Source organism: Pseudomonas fluorescens (assembly GCF_902498065.1).
Taxonomy (GTDB): domain Bacteria; phylum Pseudomonadota; class Gammaproteobacteria; order Pseudomonadales; family Pseudomonadaceae; genus Aquipseudomonas; species Aquipseudomonas fluorescens_BJ.
Genome location: NZ_CABVIR010000001.1, coordinates 93,876 through 114,965, shown reverse-complemented (window position 1 = coordinate 114,965; position 21,090 = coordinate 93,876). Strand labels below are relative to the sequence as shown.

The 21,090-nt window shown below is 58.6% G+C and carries 22 protein-coding genes; 10 read left to right on the top strand and 12 right to left on the bottom strand.

Features of this window, described 5'->3' with window-relative positions:
* The first annotated feature begins 53 nt into the window (after positions 1–53).
* The gene (locus tag F8N43_RS29795; protein ID WP_412071767.1) at positions 54–809 is read left to right on the top strand and encodes a methyl-accepting chemotaxis protein; all 756 of its coding nucleotides are present in this window, start codon (positions 54–56) and stop codon (positions 807–809) included.
* An 82-nt stretch (positions 810–891) separates the two neighbouring features.
* Here F8N43_RS29795 and F8N43_RS00520 read toward each other — a convergent pair whose 3' ends face one another.
* Genes F8N43_RS00520 through F8N43_RS00505 form a run of 4 tightly spaced genes read right to left on the bottom strand, consistent with a single transcriptional unit; the run spans position 892 to position 3,487 of the window.
* Entirely contained in the window at positions 892–2,205 is a 1,314-nt protein-coding gene (locus tag F8N43_RS00520; protein WP_150653049.1) for a sensor histidine kinase, read from the bottom strand.
* Entirely contained in the window at positions 2,202–2,870 is a 669-nt protein-coding gene (locus F8N43_RS00515) for a response regulator transcription factor (protein ID WP_150653048.1), read from the bottom strand. Before F8N43_RS00515 ends, F8N43_RS00520 begins: the two co-directional genes overlap by 4 nt.
* A 3-nt stretch (positions 2,871–2,873) precedes the next feature.
* Entirely contained in the window at positions 2,874–3,179 is a 306-nt protein-coding gene (locus tag F8N43_RS00510; protein WP_150634247.1) for a PepSY domain-containing protein, read from the bottom strand.
* A complete protein-coding gene (locus F8N43_RS00505) occupies positions 3,179–3,487 on the bottom strand; it encodes a PepSY domain-containing protein (protein ID WP_150634248.1) in 309 nt (102 codons plus the stop codon). Before F8N43_RS00505 ends, F8N43_RS00510 begins: the two co-directional genes overlap by 1 nt.
* Before the next feature lie 171 nt (positions 3,488–3,658).
* On the opposite strand from F8N43_RS00505, the gene F8N43_RS00500 reads away from it, so the two are divergent.
* The 5 genes from F8N43_RS00500 to codA all read left to right on the top strand — a co-directional run bounded on the left by F8N43_RS00500 (position 3,659) and on the right by codA (position 8,845).
* Positions 3,659–4,738 (top strand): patatin-like phospholipase family protein, encoded by a 1,080-nt coding sequence (locus F8N43_RS00500; RefSeq protein ID WP_150653047.1) that lies wholly within the window; start codon positions 3,659–3,661, stop codon positions 4,736–4,738.
* Between the two features lie 74 nt (positions 4,739–4,812).
* Positions 4,813–5,169 carry a 6-carboxytetrahydropterin synthase QueD gene (gene queD, locus F8N43_RS00495; protein WP_150634250.1) on the top strand — a complete coding sequence of 119 codons (357 nt, stop codon included), beginning with the start codon at positions 4,813–4,815 and terminating at the stop codon, positions 5,167–5,169.
* Positions 5,170–5,300: 131 nt separating this feature from the next.
* A complete protein-coding gene (locus tag F8N43_RS00490) occupies positions 5,301–6,122 on the top strand; it encodes an alpha/beta fold hydrolase (RefSeq protein WP_150634251.1) in 822 nt (273 codons plus the stop codon).
* A gap of 190 nt (positions 6,123–6,312) precedes the next feature.
* The gene (codB, locus tag F8N43_RS00485) at positions 6,313–7,584 is read left to right on the top strand and encodes a cytosine permease (RefSeq protein ID WP_150653046.1); all 1,272 of its coding nucleotides are present in this window, start codon (positions 6,313–6,315) and stop codon (positions 7,582–7,584) included.
* Positions 7,585–7,597: 13 nt separating this feature from the next.
* Positions 7,598–8,845, top strand: a complete 1,248-nt coding sequence (gene codA, locus F8N43_RS00480; protein ID WP_150634253.1) for a cytosine deaminase — start codon at positions 7,598–7,600, stop codon at positions 8,843–8,845.
* A 129-nt stretch (positions 8,846–8,974) separates the two neighbouring features.
* On the opposite strand, the gene F8N43_RS00475 is transcribed toward codA, so the two are convergent.
* A complete protein-coding gene (locus F8N43_RS00475) occupies positions 8,975–9,967 on the bottom strand; it encodes a diaminopimelate epimerase (protein WP_150653045.1) in 993 nt (330 codons plus the stop codon).
* A gap of 165 nt (positions 9,968–10,132) precedes the next feature.
* Here F8N43_RS00475 and F8N43_RS00470 point away from each other — a divergent pair, with 165 nt between their 5' ends.
* Positions 10,133–11,284: an MFS transporter gene (locus F8N43_RS00470; RefSeq protein ID WP_150634255.1), complete on the top strand. Its 1,152-nt coding sequence runs from the start codon at positions 10,133–10,135 to the stop codon at positions 11,282–11,284.
* 42 nt (positions 11,285–11,326) lie between these two features.
* Here the strand turns inward: F8N43_RS00470 and F8N43_RS00465 are convergent, their stop codons facing one another.
* From F8N43_RS00465 to F8N43_RS00445, 5 genes are all read right to left on the bottom strand, one after another.
* Positions 11,327–13,753, bottom strand: coding sequence for a TonB-dependent siderophore receptor (locus F8N43_RS00465; RefSeq protein ID WP_150634256.1), 2,427 nt, complete (start codon positions 13,751–13,753; stop codon positions 11,327–11,329).
* A gap of 97 nt (positions 13,754–13,850) precedes the next feature.
* Complete coding sequence (locus F8N43_RS00460; protein ID WP_150653044.1) at positions 13,851–14,834, bottom strand: FecR family protein; 984 nt, start codon at positions 14,832–14,834, stop codon at positions 13,851–13,853.
* Between the two features lie 40 nt (positions 14,835–14,874).
* A complete protein-coding gene (locus F8N43_RS00455) occupies positions 14,875–15,375 on the bottom strand; it encodes a sigma-70 family RNA polymerase sigma factor (RefSeq protein ID WP_150634258.1) in 501 nt (166 codons plus the stop codon).
* Positions 15,376–15,458: 83 nt separating this feature from the next.
* Positions 15,459–15,713: a hypothetical protein gene (locus F8N43_RS00450; RefSeq protein ID WP_150653043.1), complete on the bottom strand. Its 255-nt coding sequence runs from the start codon at positions 15,711–15,713 to the stop codon at positions 15,459–15,461.
* A 39-nt stretch (positions 15,714–15,752) separates the two neighbouring features.
* On the bottom strand, positions 15,753–16,136 hold the full coding sequence (locus tag F8N43_RS00445) for a DUF6124 family protein (RefSeq protein WP_150634261.1): 384 nt from the start codon (positions 16,134–16,136) through the stop codon (positions 15,753–15,755).
* A 383-nt stretch (positions 16,137–16,519) separates the two neighbouring features.
* On the opposite strand from F8N43_RS00445, the gene F8N43_RS00440 reads away from it, so the two are divergent.
* Both F8N43_RS00440 and F8N43_RS00435 read left to right on the top strand, forming a co-directional pair.
* Positions 16,520–17,125, top strand: coding sequence for a helix-turn-helix domain-containing protein (locus F8N43_RS00440; protein WP_150634262.1), 606 nt, complete (start codon positions 16,520–16,522; stop codon positions 17,123–17,125).
* Positions 17,109–17,987 carry a queuosine precursor transporter gene (locus F8N43_RS00435; protein ID WP_150634260.1) on the top strand — a complete coding sequence of 293 codons (879 nt, stop codon included), beginning with the start codon at positions 17,109–17,111 and terminating at the stop codon, positions 17,985–17,987. The genes F8N43_RS00440 and F8N43_RS00435 overlap by 17 nt, the downstream gene beginning before the upstream one ends.
* Before the next feature lie 50 nt (positions 17,988–18,037).
* On the opposite strand, the gene queC is transcribed toward F8N43_RS00435, so the two are convergent.
* Entirely contained in the window at positions 18,038–18,727 is a 690-nt protein-coding gene (gene queC, locus F8N43_RS00430; RefSeq protein WP_150653042.1) for a 7-cyano-7-deazaguanine synthase QueC, read from the bottom strand.
* 260 nt (positions 18,728–18,987) lie between these two features.
* The gene (locus tag F8N43_RS00425) at positions 18,988–19,332 is read right to left on the bottom strand and encodes a YggL family protein (RefSeq protein WP_150634698.1); all 345 of its coding nucleotides are present in this window, start codon (positions 19,330–19,332) and stop codon (positions 18,988–18,990) included.
* A 234-nt stretch (positions 19,333–19,566) separates the two neighbouring features.
* Between F8N43_RS00425 and dacB the strand changes: the two genes are divergently transcribed.
* On the top strand, positions 19,567–21,027 hold the full coding sequence (dacB, locus tag F8N43_RS00420; protein ID WP_150634697.1) for a D-alanyl-D-alanine carboxypeptidase/D-alanyl-D-alanine-endopeptidase: 1,461 nt from the start codon (positions 19,567–19,569) through the stop codon (positions 21,025–21,027).
* Positions 21,028–21,090 lie beyond the last annotated feature (63 nt).

Genomic DNA, 21,090 nt, shown 5'->3' with positions numbered 1-21,090 from the left:
CGCGCAGTACGGCGGACCAGTCTTCTGCCATCGCCACGCAGACCAGCGCCGGCATGGAACAGCAATACCGTCAGGTCGATCAAGTGGCGACCGCCTCCCACGAAATGAGCGCCACCGCCCAGGACGTTGCCCGCAGCGCGGCACAAGCGGCACAAGCGGCGCGCGATGCCGATCACGCCACCCGCCGTGGCTTGACCGTGATCGACCAGACCACCACCAGCATCGATAACCTCGCCGCCGACATGAGCGCAGCGATGGTGCAGGTCGAAGGTTTGGCGGCCAACAGCGAGAAAATCGGCTCGGTGCTGGAAGTGATCCGCGCCATCGCCGAACAGACCAACCTGCTGGCCCTGAACGCCGCAATCGAAGCAGCCCGTGCCGGTGAGGCCGGGCGCGGTTTTGCCGTGGTCGCCGACGAAGTGCGCAACCTCGCGCGGCGCACACAGGAGTCTGTGGAGGAAACCCGTCTGGTGATCGAGCAGTTGCAGAGCGGCACGCAGGATGTGGTGGGGTCGATGAACAACAGTCACCGTCAGGCCCAGGGCAGCGTCGAGCAGGTGGGCCAGGCTGTCACAGCGTTGCGCCAGATCGGCGACGCAGTGACAGTGATCAGCGACATGAACCTGCAGATTGCCTCCGCGGCGGAAGAGCAAAGCGCGGTGGCGGAAGAGATCAACAACAACGTGGCGACGATCCGGGACGTGACCGAATCGTTGTCGGGACAGGCGAATGAGTCGGCGCGGGTGAGCCAGTCATTGAATAGTCTGGCGAATCAGCAGCAGAGTCTGATGGATCAGTTCCGCGTTTAACGCAGATTTGTATCCACAGAAACTACCTGTGGGAGCGGGCAAGCCCGCTCCCACAGATTACTCGGTGGTTTTCAGAACAGTGTCAACGCTTGGGCAGTTCGATGACAACGCTCAACCCGCCCCACTCGCTCTCCTCCAGCCGCAACACCCCGCCCCATGTGTCGACAATGTCGCGCACAATCCCCAGTCCCAACCCATGCCCATCCGTCTGCTCATCCAGCCGCGTGCCCCGGCTGAACACCTGATCACGCTGGTCCTCGGGAATGCCCGGTCCATCATCTTCCACGTTTAACTCAAACCCTGCGGCCGTCTCCACCACGCTCAACCGCACCTCGGCATCCGCCCATTTGCAGGCGTTGTCCAGCAGATTGCCCAGCAGTTCCAGCAAGTCTTCGCGATCCCACGGCAACTGCAAACCGGCCGGCGCGCGATAGCTCAGTTCAAGGTGTTCGCCGTGGATCATGTTCAACGTGGCGAGCAATCCCGGCAGTTGCGCATCGCAATCAAACAAGGCCCCCGGCAGCGCATCGCCGGACAGCCGCGCGCGGTTGAGTTCGCGATTGAGGCGTTGTTGAACCTGTTCCAATTGGTCTTTGAGGAGCTTGCGCAGCTCGGGATGGGCGTCGAGTTTCTCGCTGGACGCCACGCTCAACAACACCGCCAGTGGGGTTTTCAAGGCGTGCCCGAGGTTGCCCAGCGCATTGCGCGAACGCTTGAGGCTGTCTTCGGTGTGGGCGAGCAAATGGTTGATCTGCGCCACCAGCGGCTCAAGTTCCACCGGCACCTGATCATCCAGTTGCGAACGCTGGCCTCGCTGCAACTGAGCAATCTGCTCTCGGGCCTTTTCCAGCGGACGCAAGGCGCGGCGCACGGTGATCCGCTGCAACAGCAGAATCAACAGCAGTCCCGCCAACCCCAGTCCCAACCCCACTTGCTGCATGCGCTTGAAACTATCGCGCACCGGCGTGTAATCCTGGGCGACGCTGATGGAGATCGACTGGCCGAGTCGGCGATAGTCCGAACGCAAGACCAATAACTGCTGGCCTTCCGGCCCCAGTTGCAGGTTGCTGTGCAGGCCTGGATGTTCGAGTCGCGGCAATTCCTGATCCCACAATGAACGGGAGCGCCAATGGCTGTCGGCAAAATCAATGCGGAAGTAGTGCCCGGAAAACGGCCGCAGGTAGGCCGGTGACAGATGTCGCTCATCCAGCTGCAAGCCCTGCGGCCCGCGCACCAGCGCCACCAGCAGGTTTTCACTGTCGTTGCGCAGCCCCGCTTCGAGGTAGCGCTGCAAGCCCATTTCGAACAACCACAGGCTGGTTTGCGCCAGCACCAGGCCGACGATCACCATCACGCTGATCAACCCCAGACTCAAGCGGCGCTGGATCGACCTCACTGCGCTTGCCCGCCGAACAGGTAACCCTGGCCGCGACGGGTTTCGATCACGCTGCGCCCGAGCTTGCGCCGCAGGTGATTGACGTGGACTTCCAGCACGTTGGAGTCGCGTTCGGTTTCACCGTCGTAGAGGTGTTCGGCGAGGTGGCTTTTGGAGAGGATCTGCTCGGGGTGCAGCATGAAATAGCGCAGCAGACGAAATTCCGCAGCGGTGAGCTGAATGTCGGCGCCGTCGCGGGTCACGCATTGGCGGCCTTCGTCCAGGTGCAATCCGGCCGACTGCAGCGTCGGTTGATTGACCTGGCCATGGGAACGGCGCAACAACGCTTGAATGCGCAAATGCAGCTCTTCAGGGTGGAAAGGCTTGGTCAGGTAGTCGTCGGCGCCAGCCTTGAGGCCTTCGATCCGTTCGGCCCAGGAGCCGCGCGCGGTGAGGATCAGCACGGGCGTGGCCAGCCCCCCCGCCCGCCATTGCGCCAACACGTCGAGCCCCGGCAAACCGGGCAGACCGAGATCGAGAACGATCAGGTCATAAGGTTCACTGCTGCCCTGATACACCGCGTCGCGACCGTCGGCCAGCCAGTCCACGGCATAGCCCTGGCGGTTGAGGCCGGCCATCAGTTCGTCGGCCAGGGGCACATGGTCTTCCACCAGCAGCAATCGCATCGGTCAATCTTCCTTGTCTTTCAGTAACTGGCCAGTGGTGGCATCGAGGTCCAGTTCACGGACCACACCTTCAGTGGTCAGCAGCTCGACTTCATAAATGTAGACGTCGTGTTTCTCTTCGAGCTCGGCTTCCAGCAGTTTGGAGCCGGGATAACGGTCCAGCGCCTGCTTCACCACGTGTTCGAGCGGCAGGATAACGCCCTGCTGGCGCAGGCGCAGGGCTTCGTCCTGATCGAGGTCGCGGGCCATGACGACCGAGCAAAACGCCAGAAGCACCAGCGCCATGCGTGAAAATGAACACACCTTCATTACGTATCCTGATGATCCTTGAGTACTTGCCCGCTTACGGCGTCCAATTCCAGGTCCCACTCAATGCCTTGTGGGTCACGCAGCTCCACCTGATAAATGTACTTGCCGTACTCTTCTTCCAGCTCGGTTTCGGTGACCGTCGAGCCTGGGTGTTTGGCCAGCGCCGTGGCGTTGAGCTTCTCGAAAGACACAATGGTACCAGCGTCGCGCAACCGCAGGGCTTCGTCGGGGCCCAGGTCGCGGGCATGGGCGAGGCTGGCGGTCATGGCAATGATGGAGGCGGTGAACAGGGCAGTCAGGGTTTTCATGGGGTGTCTCCGTATTTTTTATGTGTTGCGTACGGCGGCCACCTTAGCGATTCGAACTTAATTGAAACTGAATTGCCATCATCATGGATGGCAACTCGACATCGCAGGTCCTGTGTTTGCAGCACGCACAGCTGTTTATAATCCGCCCGCTTGCCAGACATCGAGACCGGTATGACTGCTATCCACATCAAGTTCCCCTCCCTGACCCTCAAGGCCGGCCCGCGTGCCTTCGCGCGCATCCGTGAAAACGGTTTGAACGCCGCCGATGTCGGCACGCTGCCGGGCGCCGCCGGTGGGCCAAAGGCGTTGGGGATTCAAGGTCTGGACCTGGCGCTGTTCGGCGAATGGCTGCCCGCCGCGCCGCGTGAACGGTCGCTGATCGGCGCCTCGGTGGGTTCCTGGCGCTTTGCCAGTGCGTGCCTGCCGGACGCAGCCGAAGGCATTCGCCGTCTCGGCCACCTGTACACCGAGCAGAATTTCGCCAAGGGCGTGACCATGGCGCAGATCAGCCAGAGCTCGCAGCGCATGCTCGATGACCTGCTCGACGGCCGCGATGCGGCGATTTTGAACAACGCCCATCACCGACTCAACATCATGGTGGTCAAAAGCCACGGCCTGCTCGCGGACGATCATCGCGGTCGTCTCGGGTTGGGCCTGTCGTCGGTGATCGCCGACAACCTGCGCGGTCGCGCGCGGCTGTCGCGGCATTTCGAGCGGCTGATCATCCACGACCCGCGCCTCGCGCCGCCGGTCAATGCGCTGAACGATTTCCCCTCGCGCTTCGTCGCGTTGAATGCCGGCAACCTGCGCCAGGCCCTGCTCGCCTCGGGCTCGATCCCGATGGTCATGGAAGGCGTGCGCGACCTGCCCGGCGCCGGCGCCGGAACCTTCCGCGACGGCGGTCTGCTGGACTATCACCTCGACCTGCCCTACAGCGGCAACGACATCGTGCTGTATCCGCACTTCACCGACCGGGTGATTCCCGGCTGGTTCGACAAGACCCTGCCATGGCGCCGCGCCTGCCCTGCACGGTTGCAGGACGTCTTGTTACTGGCGCCGTCGAAGGAATACCTGGCACGCCTGCCCTACGGCAAACTGCCAGACCGCAACGACTTCAAGCGTTTCATGGGCGATGCGCCGAGCCGGCAGAAATACTGGCGTGCGACGATGGAGGAAAGTCGCAGGCTGGGCGATGAGTTTCTCGAACTGGCCGCCAACGGTCGACTCGGCGAACGCTTGCTGACCCTTTAGTCAGGACAAACTGTTAAACTCGCCGCCTGCCCACATCGCTGCGGCGATCGCCACCTGACAGAGCTGAAACCACTGTGGAAATCTTCAAAGAATTTACCTTCGAGTCCGCCCACCGCCTGCCCCACGTCCCGGAAGGCCACAAGTGCGGCCGCCTGCACGGTCACTCGTTCAAAGTGGCGATTCACCTGAGTGGCGACCTTGATCCGCATACCGGCTGGATTCGTGACTTCTCGGAGATCAAAGCGATCTTCAAGCCGCTGTATGAGCGACTGGATCACAACTATTTGAATGACATTCCCGGGTTGGAGAATCCGACCAGTGAAGTGCTGGCCAAGTGGATCTGGGTTGAGTTGAAGCCCTTGTTGCCTGAGCTGAGTGCGATCCGTATTCACGAGACGTGCACCAGCGGTTGCATCTATCACGGCGAATAAATCCCTGCAGGAGCGAGCAAGCTCGCTCCTGCAGAGAAGTGTTTTTCGTCAGTGATGTAAAAAAACAGCCTTCATAGGCTGTTTTTTTATGCCTATGCTTTTGGGTTCGTACCTGCCAAGAGGACGTCCCCATGACTGACTGGCCGCTGGCTCAAACCTATCGCTTCAACGGGCACTCCGTCCGTTACGCCGTGCGTGGCGACGGCCCGCCGTTGGTGTTCGTGCATGGCACACCGTTCTCTTCCTATGTGTGGCACCGGATTGCGCCGCACTTCATCACGTCGCACCGGGTGCATTACTTCGACCTGCTGGGTTATGGGCTGTCCGAAAAGGTCGAGGGTGATGTGTCGCTGGGGGTGCAGAACGAACTGTTGACGCAACTGCTGGAGCACTGGGGCCTGGACTGCCCGGATGTGGTGGCCCACGATTTCGGCGGCGCGACGGTGCTGCGTGCGCATCTGCTGAACGGCAAAGACTACCGCAGCCTGACGCTGATCGACCCGGTGGCGTTGACGCCGTGGGGTTCGCCGTTTGTGCAGCATGTGCGCCAGCACGAAGCGGCGTTCAGCGGCGTACCCGATTACATTCAGCGGGCGATTGTGCCGGCCTATGTTCGCGGGGCGATCAAGCGCGACATCCCCGATGATGAACTCGCGCCGTATGTGCAACCGTGGCTGGGCGATCCGGGGCAAGCGGCGTTTTACCGGCAGATCGCGCAGATGGATCAGCGCTATACCCGTGAGATCGAAGGGTTGTACCCGACGATTCGTTGCCCGGTGCAGATTCTCTGGGGTGAAGATGATCAGTGGATTCCCATCGAACGTGGCCGCGCGCTGCAGCAGATGATTCCGGGGGCACAGTTTCACCCAATCCCCAATGCCGGGCATCTGGTGCAGGAAGATGCGCCTGAAGCCATCGTCGCGGCGTTGTTGCGGTTCCTACCCTCCTCCTGAAGAAACCAACCTGCCCCTGTGGGAGAGAGCCGGCTCGCTCCCACATGGCACTTGTGTTCCTGCACTTGCACCGGTTTCGTGCCCTTCCCCGCTCCAGTCATCTCCGCTCGTCTATACATAACGACATCCACCCGCTTGGCACGACCACTGCAGCCCCCCTCCGCGTTACCCATTCAGCAAGGAGCGCCACATGACGCAGAACGATCCTGGCAACGACTACCCCCTCAGCGAAGTGCCAATGCAGGCCCGCAAAGGCCTCGCCTCCACGGCCATGGTGCTGCTGGGTTTCACCTTCTTCACCGCCACCATGTTTGCCGGCGGCAAGCTCGGGGTGGCGTTCAGTTTCAGCGAGATGATGGCGGTAATCGTCGTCGGCAATCTGCTGCTGGGCATCTACGCCGCAGCGCTGGGCTACATCGCCTTCAAGAGCGGCCTCAATTCGGTGCTGATGGGGCGTTTCTGCTTCGGTGAAATAGGCAGCAAGCTCAGCGACCTGATCCTCGGTTTCACCCAGATCGGCTGGTACGCCTGGGGCACGGCCACGGCGGCCGTGGTGCTGGGCAAATACTTCGAGTTGAGCGATGGCACGGTTCTGGGCCTGATGGTGGTGTTCGGCCTGGTGTTTTGCGCCACGGCGTACGTCGGTTATCGCGGACTCGAGATTCTGTCGTACATCGCGGTGCCCGCCATGATGTTGCTGCTCATGCTGTCGATGTGGGTTGCGACGGTGAAAGTCGGCGGGCTCGATGGTTTGCTGGCCGTCGTCCCGACCGGCACCCTGGATTGGTCGACCGCGATCACCCTGGTGTTTGGCACTTTCGTCAGCGGTGCCACGCAAGCCACGAACTGGACGCGCTTTTCCCGCTCGGCGCGGGTCGCGGTGCTGGCGAGCCTGATCGGTTTCTTCATCGGCAACGGACTGATGGTGCTGATCGGCGCTTACGGGGCGATCGTCTACCAGCAACCGGACGTGGTTGAAGTACTGCTGATACAAGGTTTCGCCATGGCCGCGATGGCGATGTTGCTGCTCAACATCTGGAGCACCCAGGACAACACCATCTACAACTTCGCCGTGGCCGGCTGCAATCTGTTGCGCACCGGCCGACGCAAGACCGTGACCCTGGCCGGCGCAGTTATCGGCACGTTGCTGGCGCTGCTAGGCATGTACGACCTGCTGGTGCCGTACCTGATTCTGCTGGGCACGGTGATTCCGCCGATCGGCGGTGTGATCATGGCGGACTTTTTCTTTCGCTACCGTGGTCAATATCCTCGACTGGCCGATGCGCAATTACCGGCGTTCAATGGGTCCGGTTTGGGCGCTTATGCGGTTGGCACAGTCGCCGCTTTCGGTTCGCCATGGGTCGCGCCGCTGGTAGGGATTGCCGCTGCCGCGCTAACGTATGTGCTACTGACCAGCCTGCTCGGTGTCCGCAGCGCCAACGCACCATTACAAGATCTCTAAAAGGATTCACCTGATGCATATCATCAACGCCCGTCTGCGCAACCAAGAAGGCCTGCATGAGTTGCACCTGGAAAACGGCCTGATCAGCAACATTGCCCGTCAGACCGAAGCGCCGACCCTGGGTCCCGATGATCTGGACGCTGGCGGCAATCTGGTGGTGCCGCCCTTCGTCGAACCGCACATTCACCTCGACGCCACGCTGACCGCCGGCGAACCGCGCTGGAACATGAGCGGCACGCTGTTCGAAGGCATCGAATGCTGGGGCGAGCGCAAGGTGACGATCACCGAGGAAGACACCAAAACCCGCGCCAGGAAAACCATCCAGACCCTCGCCGCCCACGGCATCCAGCATGTACGCACCCACGTCGACGTGACCGACCCGCAGTTGACGGCGCTGAAGGCGATGCTCGAAGTGCGCGAGGAATCCCGACACCTGATCGACATGCAAATCGTCGCATTCCCCCAGGAAGGCATTGAGTCGTATCGCAACGGTCGTGAGCTGATGGAAGAAGCGATCCGCATGGGCGCGGACGTGGTCGGCGGGATTCCGCATTTCGAATACACCCGCGATCAGGGCGTAAGTTCAGTGAAATTCCTGATGGACCTGGCCGAACGCACCGGTTGCCTGGTGGACGTGCATTGCGATGAAACCGACGACCCGCACTCGCGGTTTCTCGAAGTGCTCGCCGAAGAAGCCCGCAGCCGCGACATGGGTTCGCGGGTCACGGCCAGCCACACCACGGCCATGGGTTCTTACGACAACGCGTACTGCGCCAAACTGTTTCGCCTGCTCGGGCATTCGGGGATCAGTTTTGTTTCGTGCCCCACCGAAAGCATCCACCTGCAAGGGCGCTTCGACAACTTCCCGAAACGTCGCGGCGTCACCCGAGTGAATGAATTGCTCGAAGCGGGGATGAACGTGTGCTTCGGCCAGGATTCGATCGTCGACCCGTGGTATCCGCTGGGTAACGGCAACATCCTGCGGGTGCTCGAAGCGGGTCTGCACATCTGTCACATGCTCGGGTATCGCAACCTGCAAAGTGCGCTGGACCTGGTCACCGACAACAGTGCCAAGGCCATGGCGTTGGGTGAGCGTTATGGATTGGAACGCGGACGGCCGGCGAATTTGCTGATTCTTTCGGCGGACAGCGATTACGAAGTCATTCGCAGTCAGGGCTTGCCGCTGTATTCGGTGCGCGGTGGGAAAGTGTTGATGAAGCGCCAGATGCCGGTGGTGGAGTTTTTTGGCGAGCAGGGCTGAGCTTTGCGTTGACAGGACTGACGCCATCGCGGGCAAGCCCGCTCCCACAGGGTTTCATGTCGTACACAAATCTTTTGCACGCCACACAAACCTGTGGGAGCGGGCTTGCCCGCGATAGCAATTGTGCTATCAACCCATCAACCGCGCCGTACCAAACAGGCTGACCCGACTCAATTCACCCTGCTCCTCTTCCAACAAAATCGGTGCCGTACCACCGGGCATCACCACCCTCACCTCGCCCGCCGCCACCCAACCCACCCGCCACGCCGCACACGCCACCGCACTCGCACTGGTGCCGGACGACGCCGTCGGGCCTTCGCCCCGCTCGAACACCCGAGCGGCAATCCGCCCTTGTGACTCGCGCATCGCCCATTGCAAATTGACCCCCGCCGGACACGGCCGCCCTGCCCCGGTCGGCATGGCGTAGGCAATTGCCGTCAGCCCTTCGGACAATCGCGCTTCGCGCATCTGCTCATTCGCCGGCAGTGCCTGCGCATCCTCCACAAGGGTCACGCAGTGCGGATTACCGACCCGCACGAACTGGCTGCGGGACCAGGCCGGATCCAGTGCCGACAGGGGTTGCACGTGGCTGAGTTCGCGACCGTTCATTGTCACCCCTTCAACCCCTTGAGCACTGACCGCCTCCGGGCCGAACGCCGGTTTGCCCAGGTCCAGCCAGAAACCTTGCACGTCCTCGACCTGCGCGGCGCTCACCGACGTTTCACCCGGTGTAGGTGCGTCAGCCTTGTCGTGATGAACCCTTAGCACACACGCCGCGTTTTCCGGAAAAAGCCCTTGGTCGCTGAGCGCCTGGGAGAAAATCGTCAGCCCGTTACCACTGCGCTCAGCCAATGTGCCGTCGGTGTTGACGATCAACAGATCAAACGGCGGCGACGTCTGAAAGGGACCGACCAGCAAGCCATCGCAGCGATGGTCCTTGCTGCCGGGCGGTTGCGTGCCCGGCGCCCAGGCGCAGAACGCCTCGATGGCCGACATCGCCCATGCCGCGCGGGTTTGTGCCGCCAGACCGGCCTGTTCCGGTAAATCGATACCTTCGCGACGCACCGCGTCAGGCGCCACTACCGCATAGATATTGCCTCGAGCATCGTAGAACAGCGTCATGGCGCCTCCCGTATAACCATCGCAGGCGTGCAACATATCGCGAAACCGTGACGGGCTGTGCAAGGATGTCACCCTGCCTGACCGCGACACCGTCCGGACGCTGATCGAACCTCATGGGTGAGTCACTGTCCCTTGGGGACGCGACGTTTTTTGCCAAGGATCGATATGACCAACCTCAACACCCAGACCACTTTCGTGCCCGGACGCCTGGAACAAATGTCCACGCGCGTGGCTTTTTTCATCGCCGGGTTCGGGATTGCCGCGTGGGCGCCGCTGGTGCCTTACGCCAAGGCGCGGGCCGGGCTGGATGAAGGGACCCTCGGCCTGCTGTTGTTGTGCCTGGGGGTGGGCTCGATTCTGGCGATGCCGATGGCCGGGATTCTGGCCACGCGTTTCGGCTGCCGGCGGGTGGCGGTGGGTGGGACGCTGTTGATCTGTGCGGCGCTGCCGATGTTGGCAACGGTGTCGTCGATTCCGGCGCTGATCGCCGCGTTGTTCATGTTCGGCGCGGGCCTGGGCACCGTAGATTCGACGGTGAACCTGCAAGCGGTGATCGTCGAACGGGCCAGCGGCAAGACCATGATGTCGGGTTTCCACGGGCTGTTCAGCCTTGGCGGGATTGTCGGCGCGGCGGGTGTCAGTGCCCTGCTCGGCTTCGGGGTTTCGCCATTGGGGGCGATGCTGGTGGTGGTCGTGCTGCTGCTGATCGCACTGTGCAAAGCCGCGCCGCACCTGTTGCCTTACGGCAGCGAAAGTTCCGGGCCGGCGTTTGCCATGCCACACGGCATCGTGCTGTTCATCGGTGGGATGTGTTTCATCGTGTTCCTCGCCGAGGGCGCGGCGCTGGACTGGAGCGCGGTGTTCCTCGCGCAGGAGCGCGGGATCGACACAGCGTATGCAGGGTTGGGTTATGCGGCGTTTGCGCTGACCATGACGGTCGGCCGGTTGACTGGTGACAAGATCGTCCGGCGCCTCGGCGCGACACGGGTGATCGTGTTCGGTGGCCTGACGGCCGCAGCGGGCCTGTTTCTGGCGACGTTTGCCCCGAACTGGGAGATGGCGCTGGTGGGTTATGCACTGCTGGGCGCGGGTTGTTCGAACATCGTGCCGGTACTGTATACCGCGGTGGGCAAGCAGACGGTCATGCCTGAAAGCGTTGCCGTGCCAGCGATTACCACGCTGGGTTACGCGGGGATTCTGGCGGGGCCGGCGGTGATCGGGTTCATCGCCCACGGCAGCAGTTTGAGTTTTGCCTTTGGGTTGATGGCGGTGTTGCTGGTGGCGGTGGCCATTGGCGGGAAAGTGTTGAAAGTCTGAAAAGCATCGCGGGCAAGCCCGCGATGAAGGCGCCGCGCTCTATCAGAACCCGACGCTGGCCTGCACAAAGAACGTGCGCGGTGCGCCGACGTACATGCCCGAGTTGTTGTCACTGGAGCGGGTGAAGTACTGCTTGTCGAAGATGTTTTTCACCCCGGCGCCGACTTTCAGGTTGGACAGCTGCGCGCCAAAATCATAACCCCCACGCACGTTCCAGGTGACATAACCGGGAATGTCGCCGTACTGACCGTCGGCAGTGCCTTCGGTGATGTAGTTGTTGGTGAAGCTGCCCTTGGCATTCACGGCAACGCCTGGCGAACGTTGTTTGGACTGGGCAAACGCATCGATGTTGTAGGTCCAGCGGTCGATGTCATAACGCAAGCCGGCAGTCGCAACCTGGCGCGAATAGAACGGCAGGTCACGGCCCTTGAAGCCTGGAATTTCACCTTCATAAACCGCACGCGTGTATGTAAAACCGGCGTTGGCGGTCAGGCCGTCAAGACGTGAGTCCAGTGCCGCCATGTCGTAGTGCACCGACGCCTCGACGCCCTGGTGCGTGGTCGCGCCGAGGTTGGTCCAGCCCGCATCGTTGCTGATGTACTGCAACTCTTTATCGAAGTCGATATAGAACAGCGTCACTTCGCCGCCCCACACATCATCGTTGTAGCGCGTGCCGACCTCATAGGTCTTGGCTTTTTCCGGCTCCAGACCGTTGGCGGTGCTGTCACCCGTACCGCCCTGGCCGAGTTGGAAATACTGCAGGCTGCCGAACGAAGTCTCGTAGTTGGCGAACAGTTTCCAGGCATCGGAGAGGTGATACATCACGCTCAAGGCCGGCAGCGGCTCGTTGCTTTCGATGCTGCGATTCTTCTCTGGCACACGCTTGCCTTCGGCATCGAGTACGGGGCGATCGTGCCAGTCGGTGCTGATGTGTTCAAAGCGAATACCGGGCGTAACGGTCCAGTTACCGACGTCGATTTTGTTATCGACATACACCGAGTTGGCCTCAGTGCCGCCGGTGCGGTCCTGATAGACATGGCCGTCCGAGTCTGCGGTCACGACCGGCTCATTACTCTTGTTCAGCTCCAGACGGGTCGCCTCCTCGTGCATGCCTTCCTTGAGGTAGCGATAACCGACGCTGACTTCCTGAGTGGTCGGACCCACGTCGAACACATGGGACACTCGTGGTTCGATACCGAAGGTGTAATAGGTGCGCGGGAACGAGCCGATAGTCTTCTGATCGCGAGCGGCGATGTTGCTGCCACGGAAGCTGTCGGAATAGTAGGTCAGCACTTCCGCCTGCGTGCGGTCATCAATCTGCCGCGCCCACTTGAACGAGATGTCCTTGCGGCGTCCCCTGAAGTTGTCGTTGTCACGGTCGGACTGAAACGGATCGGCGTCGTACTGCTTCTGGGTCAGGCCGCCAGGCATGTCAGCGCTGGCGTCGTAGTAATGCAGGTTGAGGCTGAAATCATCGACATCGGTCGGTGCCCAATGGGTCTTGAGAATTACGTCATCAATGTCGTTGCCGTTGTTGCGCTCGCGGTAACCGTTGCCGTTCACGCCCGAGTACAACAGCGCCACACCCATGCCGTTGTCCGCGGTGCCGCCGACGAACGCCGTATCGATGTGTTTCCAGCCACCGTGCTGGGAGGTTTCCAGGGTGGTGCCGATTTCGGCGGAGGCTTTTTCCGGGATGGCGCGGGTCACGAAGTTGATCACACCGCCGACGTTCTGCGGCCCGTAGCGCACGGAACCGGCACCGCGCACGACGTCGATGCTGTCGAGGTTGCCGGAGGAAATCGGTGCCATCGACAGCTGCGGCTGGCCGTACGGTGCGAATGCGGCCGGCACGCCGTCGATCAGCACCGTGGAACGCGGCGACAGGCGCGACGTCAGGCCACGCACGCCAACGTTCAGGGAGATATCGCTGCCGCCAGTGCCGTTGGCTTCTTGCACCTGCACACCGGGTACGCGCTTCAACACATCGCCGACGTTCATCGCGCCTTGCTCGACCATGGCTTCGCGGCGAATCACCGTGCGGGCGCCGGGGTGGTTTTGCACCACGGCGGCATCGGCGTCACCCAGCCAGTCGCCGACGACCTTGATGTCGGTCACACCCAGTTCCAGAGGGCCATTGGTGGCGGAAGTCGGCGCTGGCGTCAGAGTCACCGAACCCTCGTCGATCTGATACTCAAGGCCGCTGCCTTGCAGCAAAAGGCGCAGAGCCTGTTCCGGCGAGAGGTTGCCATCCACCGCCGGGGCCTGTTTACCGGCGACCAGGTCAGGACTGAAAAAAACCTGCAACGACGTTTGTTGGCCCAGTTCACTCAGCGCCTGACCCAAGGGTTGCGCCGGGATGTGAATGGCATCGGCGGCAAAGGCCTGGGGCAGCGCAACGTTGACCGCCAGCGCAAGGCCCAGCGGCAACCAAAGGAATTTGTTGTTTTTAGCGGTGGTTTTTTTCACGTCGAATCTAGCCCTGTGGATCGCAAGCGTATGCGTTTGTTAATGCAAACCAGTTGCAGTTAGGCTAGAAGACGATGAACTCGAAAAAAACCTGAATTTATTGTGAAATTATTTCCTGACTGCCGTCATCGAGGGTGCGCACGGCCACCGGCAGGATGTTCGGCAAGGCCTTGAGCAGTGCGTCGGTGTTGTCGGATTTGAACACGCTGGTCAGGCGCAGATTGCCCACTTTGTAGTTGCTCACGGTCAGCGGTTTCTCCCGATAGCGCGACACTTCCTCGGCCACTTCGGCCAGGCTGGCGTTGTTGAACACCAGTTTTCCGCTGCGCCAGGCGGTCAGTTCTGCGGGGTTGGCGGCATACGCTGCCGCGACTGTGCCTTGGGCATCGACGCGGGTACCGAGCCCCGCAGTGAGACTGATGAATTCGTTGTCCGCCGCCTCGCGCCCCTGAACCTTGACCGTGCCCTGCTCCACCACGACCCGGGTTTCGCTGACGCCGCGACGCACATCGAAACGCGTGCCGGTGACCGTGACTTTGCCGCTGCCCGCCTCGACCACGAACGGCCGATCGCTGTCGTGCGCAACGCTGAACATCGCCTCGCCTTCCGTCAGCTCAATGCTTCGATGGCCATTGTCATAGCGCACCTGCAGGCGACTGCGGCTGTTCAGATCGATCACCGAACCGTCCGGCAACGCCACCTGGCGACGTTCGCCCAAGGCCGTCGAAAACTCGGCGGTGTAAGGCGTGGGTTGATTCAAACCGCTGAACAGCCCCAGGCCGAGTGCCACCGCCAACACACTGGCCGCCACGGCATAACGCACCAGCGGGCGACGTTTGCTGCGCGCCGGCGGGGTTTCGCACAAGGCTTGCAGGCGCGCACGCGGCACCAGCTCTGCGGCGGTCCACAGACCCTGAAGCAATTGAAATTCGTCGCGATGCTGAGGATGCTCGTTCAGCCACACCTCGAAGCGACGATGCTCTTCGACGTCAACGGCCGGTTCCTGCAAACGCACAAACCACTGCGCCGCCTCATCGCGAACCGTTGTTTGCCCGCACGCACAATCACGAGTATCCATCATGGAAGTTCCTGTTTGGCTGGGGGTGGGAGCGCGCGGCCGATCATGATTGCAAACCGTCGAGGCGGTCGCGCAGATGCCGCAGGGTGCGGATCATATACTTTTCCACCATGTTCTTGGACAGACCCAGGCGTTCGGCGATTTCAGCCTGGGTCAGGCCTTCGATCTTTTGCCACACAAATACCTTGCGGCAATTGACCGGCAACTCGGTGAGCGCCCGTTCAATGGAGTCAGCCAACTGGATCGCCTGCATGAAATGCTCCGGGTCGCCGGACGACGACACACTGTGATCGATCGCCTCCGACTCCATGGCGCCCCGCCGATCCTCACGCCGGTAACCATCTACCGCGATGTTGCGCGCGGTCTGGTGCAAATACGCCCGGGGCTGTTCGATCGCCGCCGAATCGGACTCAAGCACCCGCACGAAGGTGTCGTGGGCCAGATCCTCGGCCTGCTGACGATTTCTCAGGCGACGGGTCCAGGTGCCAACCAACTCTTCGTAATGCTCGAAAAAGCCGTGTCTGCGGGGCAACTTGGGGGTCATTGCGGTGTGCTGTGAAGACGGGGCGTGAATAGTAATGCTTCCTATTAACCGGAAGCAATGGGGCGCTGACAGGCGCCCGTTTTCTAGGCTGAAACCTGCCCCTGCAATCGTCGCCCGACAACGTCCAGCAAATCACAGCCATCGCGCAACGAAGTCACCAACACCCGCGCCAATTCACTGTGGATACCCTCGCCACACGCAAAACTCTCCAGCAATTGCGTTGCGGTACGAATGCGATAAGCCGCCGTTTCATGCAACACGTCCAAGGGTGCTTCAGTGTCGATCAGCAATGACGGGACGCTGCAGTCGATGCCGGTGACAGGCATGTATCGATCCATGACGAAAAACCTCCATTGGGAAAAAAGGAACGTAAATATTCAGCGCGGGCAGTTGGACGCGCCTTCAGACAAGCCACGGGGCGGTTCCAGGTTGTCCAGTGCTCGATTGACCAGTAACTCACCCAGCGCGGACAGTTGCTGAATGGCCAAAATTACATGGCGACGCGGGCCTTCCAGTTCACGAGCGAGATCGGTGGCCATCACACTGAGGGAAGCAAGGGTTTCAGAGGCGTGACAGAGCATGGATTCCGTGTCGACATCCGGGACGACGGCGAAGAATTGGCTGGGTGGTTCGAGGCGAGTGTGAGTGCGCAGGGGCACGCTGACGAGTTGTTCGGTGGGTTTGGAACGTTTGGGTGAAGGGACGGTGGTGCTGGCCGAAAGGCCTGATGATTCGGTTGCGGTTGGGCTGGACTTTTTCACGCCGGAGCTCCTTGCAAAGTTTAGAAAGTGCCTGTCTCTTGCCTTCAACCATATTTGATTGATGGTCATACATGAGGGAACGGTAGATTTATTACCAGAAAATTCAATTTTATTAATCAAATTAATGAACATCTGTGTAATTAAATGATTCATATCCCGAGCACTTCCTAGTTACTGTAAGAGAATTCTTTAGCAGAGTAGGCAACGTCTTACACATAGTGACGACACCTACTCGCACAATGAAAATTCGTTCAACCACTGTTGGATTATTTTCAAAATTATCATTTTTGTCCGAGCTTCAGATGTGTAGGATGCTGCGCTCAATGAGAGCCACCTACGCACACGCAATATATTGCAACAACAGGCAAATGGTAGATATTTTAATGCACAAAAAAGACAGAACAGAAAAACTAAAAAACAACATAAAGTACCTGATAAAGAGCCGTGGTGAAACGCGGCTCTCCTTGTGTAACTCCAGCGGCCTGACTCGAACCACCATCTATAACATTTTGGAAGGACGGGTTGTCCATGTACAACAATCTACCATTCGGAAAATATCGGATTTCTTTGGCGTCTCATACAAGGAAATAGAGACGGTAGATTTTGAAGAAAAAGAAATTATAGAGAGCAGCGCCTCTCCGGATGGAAATATGAATCCTGCAGCCGTCCCAATTATTAGAGAGAGCTTGCTGATGCAGAGTCTTGACAAAAGAATTGGCGAACTGACTATCACGCATCCACTGACATATTACTTCGGACCGGACTGTAATTTAATAGGCGTGTTTCTCGAGAATGAAATCAGTGAAATGAACGAGGCGGGGGATCTTTTGATAGTCAAAAGGGGCTTATCAAATGGCAGCGCAGACAAATTAGGATACAACAAGGTAACAAACAGGCTGACCATAGCCATCGACAACCACTTCGACTCTGACACCACTTATATTATTGGAGATATTTTAGAGGAAAGGTTTAATGGAAAACAGGATTGAACTCGAAAACAGCAAATACAAATTATTAGGATTTGAAAAAAACAAAAACCTTGTCATCATAATGATTATCTCCACAGGAAAAATCATAAAAGTCAGGTTAGGCGAAATATTAAAAAGCGAAATAATAGACAATCTGAACAAGGTAGAAATAAAGGACATTTATCGAAAATATTATTCTGGCGGCACTGCCCTAACCACCTACGAAATGAATGATCGCCACGAAAGGTCGTGGATGACATATGTTGCCCTTAACCTGCTGCTTTTCGCACTTTACATCTTCACAAATGTTGCAGCGACAAAACTTGTATATATAGAACTATTTGACATAACCGTTACTCCTGGCGTTTTTCTGTACCCACTGACGTTTTTAGTAGTTGACATACTAAATGAGTCTTACGGCCTCAAACTCGCAAGACGAGCCATACTGTTTGCTTTCGCAAGCAACGCATTTATCATCATATTACTAAGTGGAACCAGCTATCTTCCCGGTTTAGCCGGATGGAGTCTCGACAAACCCTACAGCGAGGTGATTGCACATGTGTCATCTGTATTGATAGCCTCCTGCATATCCTTCCTTTTCTCTGAATACATCAACTCTTATTTATTGTGCAGGATAAAAAAACTAACAAACTCCAGATTTTTATTTATACGAGTGTTCTTCAGTACTTTTTTTGCAGTAATAATAGATAGCTTTCTGTTTTGCTTTATAGCATTTTATGGAACCATGAAAAATAGCGACATACTTCATATCATCTATATTCAAATAACTATAAAAATGTGCTTCGCATTTTTCAATATTTTACCTGCTTACGGAGCAAGATCACTATTTAAAAGATATATAGCTGCAGGTCAACCCGCATAAGATCTGGAGGGAGTTGGCACTATCGGCCAACTCCCTCAGCCGTTGATTTTTTAGAGCCCTAGTTTTATTTTTAAACTGCTCCTGACCTGTGCTTCGTTTTCCAGAAACTCACTCAACCCTTTCCCACGAAGAGCACATGCATCACAGTCGGCACACCCACTTCCCGTTATACCGTTATAGCAAGTCAATGTGTGATAGCGAACCAAATCCAGCCGATTATGGTAATCAGCCAAAGCCCAAGTCTCAGCTTTATTCAACCTCATAAGCGGAGTTTCTATCCGCAATCTATAGTCCATACCCAAGTGGATGGCGCTGTTCAACACTTTGACAAACTCATCACCACAATCAGGATAACCAGAGCTCTCTGTTTCACAGACACCTGTAATAACAGCCTCGGCGCCCACTTGATAGGCATAAATTGAAGCCAGAGTTAAAAACAGAATATTCCTGCCCGGTACGAATGTATCCGGCACCCCGGCTCCGGTACTCCGCGCAATAGGAATGTTGTCACGCGTCAAGCTGCTAACGGCCAATTCATTCAGCAATGAAGTGTCCAATACTTTGTGCACCTTCACGCCAAGTTGTTTCGAAAGCTGTTGCGCCACTTCGATTTCCGCACGATGCCGCTGGCCGTAATCAAACGTAAGGCAATGAATTTCATCGTACATCGGCAGTGCATGGATCAAGCAGGTGGTTGAGTCTTGTCCACCGCTGAAAACGATAACGGCCTTTCTGGTCATGGTTCGTTCTTCCTTGGGGTAACCCGGCAAAGTGCCGGGGGCCGTTGACCCTACCGGGAAGCTCAAAACCTGGCTGTGGGAAGCTTCCGAAAAGACTGTCTCCTGTTTCCGTTCGTGTCGTTTCTTTGCTGGATTACCCGCAGGGCAGCTGGGTGGACCAGTGAGGAAAAGTAGATTCAGGCACACAGCCAGCGGTCCGGCGATGGCTTTCTGACAGGCATAAAAAAACGGCGACCCTTGGGTCGCCGTTTTTCATGACATCAAGCTACCGGATTGATCGGCTTTTCCGGGTACCAGACGTCCAGCAACGGGCTGACGGTGACTTCAGTCAGTTCGCTGCGGCCTTTGAGCCAGGCTTCAACAGCAGCACGCTGCTCTTCGGACACCGAGCCACGTTTCTGCAGGCAAACCAGACCGAAGTCGTCGCCGCCAACATAGCCCAGACCGTTGGCTTCCATGGCTTCTTTCAGGAACGCGTCGAGGAAAGCATCAATGGCTTCATCAGCCAAATCTTCTTTGAAATCCAGGTTCAGCTCGAAACCCAGCTCTTGAAATTCATCGACGCACAGTTTTTTGCGCAGACGCTGGGAACGGTTAGTCGCCATTGGAACAATCCTCATAAGTAATAACGGGCGGCACTTTAGCAGTTTAAGCCGCCAATTGCCCGATTCTCTGGGTGCAACGAGTTACCGTCGGTAAAAAAATAGCGGATTAGGTGACTCGGGCACGGCACAAGCCGCTACACCTTGGGGCATAATGCCGACACGTTCATGACCACTGAGGGAAATTATCTTCATGCCCTCGTCTTTTCCCCCCTCGGCTGTAGGGTTTTATTTCAGATGATCAAATCTTTGCGTCCATTGTTGCTGGCCAGTCTTCTTCTCCCCCTGGCCCTCCCCGTTTCCGCTGCCACCATCAATACCGGGCTGTCGCCCAACGTCGAAAAAGCCCTCAAGGCCAGCAAGCTGCAGGACAATGCCCTGTCCCTGGTGATGATTCCGCTCAACGGCCCTGGCACCCCGACCATTTTCAACGCTGACGTCTCGGTCAACCCGGCCTCGACCATGAAACTGGTGACCACCTATGCGGCCCTGGAAATGCTCGGCCCGAACCATCAATGGAAAACCGAGTTCTACACCGACGGCACCCTCAACGGCGGCATTCTCAACGGCAACCTCTACCTCAAGGGCGGCGGCGATCCGAAGCTGAACATGGAAAAACTCTGGTTGCTGATGCGCGACCTGCGGGCCAACGGCGTGACGCAAGTCACCGGAGACCTGGTGCTGGACCGCAATTTCTTCGTGCAACCGCAACTGCCGGAGTTCAACGATGACGGTAATGACGAAAACAAACCGTTCCTGGTCAAACCCGATTCGCTGCTGGTCAACCTCAAGGCCCTGCGCTTCGTCGCGCGCAACGACAGTGGCCGGGTGCTGATCTCGGTGGAGCCGCCAATTGCCAGCATCCGCATCGAAAACCAGGTCAAAGCCGTCAACTCCAAGCAGTGCGCCGGTGGCGTGCGTTACAACCCGGTGACCCAGGCCGATGGCAGCGTCACCGTGACCGTCGGCGGACAGTTGGGTGAAGGCTGCAGCTCGCAGACTTACCTGTCGCTGCTCGACCACGCGACCTATACCGCAGGCGCAGTCCGGGCGATCTGGAAGGAACTGGGCGGCAGCATTCAGGGCAAGGATGTTCTGGCACCTACGCCGAAAGACGCCAAGGTCCTGGCTCGCGCCTTCTCGCCAGACCTGGCGGAAATCATCCGCGACATCAACAAGTACAGTAACAACACCATGGCGCAGCAGCTGTTCCTGAGCCTTGGCCAGAAATTCCGCACCGACGCCGACGCCGACGATGCCAAAGCAGCCCAGCGCGTGGTGCGTCAGTGGCTGGCGAAGAAAGGCATTACCGCGCCACACCTTGTGATGGAAAACGGCTCCGGCCTGTCCCGCGCAGAACGTGTCAGCGCCCGTGAAATGGCGGCGATGCTGCAAGCCGCATGGCGCAGTCCGTACTCTGCCGAGTTCATCAGTTCGATGCCGATTGCCGGCACCGACGGCACCATGCGCAAACGCTTGAAGACCACCGCGATGCGCGGTGAAGCCCACGTCAAGACCGGCACCCTGAACACCGTGCGCGCTATTTCCGGCTTCAGTCGCGACGTCAACGGCAACACCTGGGCGGTGGTGGCGATCCTCAACGACAAGGCCCCGTTCGGCGCGTCGTCGGTGCTGGATCAGGTGCTGCTGGATTTGTATCGCCAGCCGAAACTGCCTGACACGGCTTCGGTGTTGTAAACACCGCAAATCAAATGTGGGAGCTAGCCTGCTAGCGATAGCGGTGTGTCAGTCGACACATAT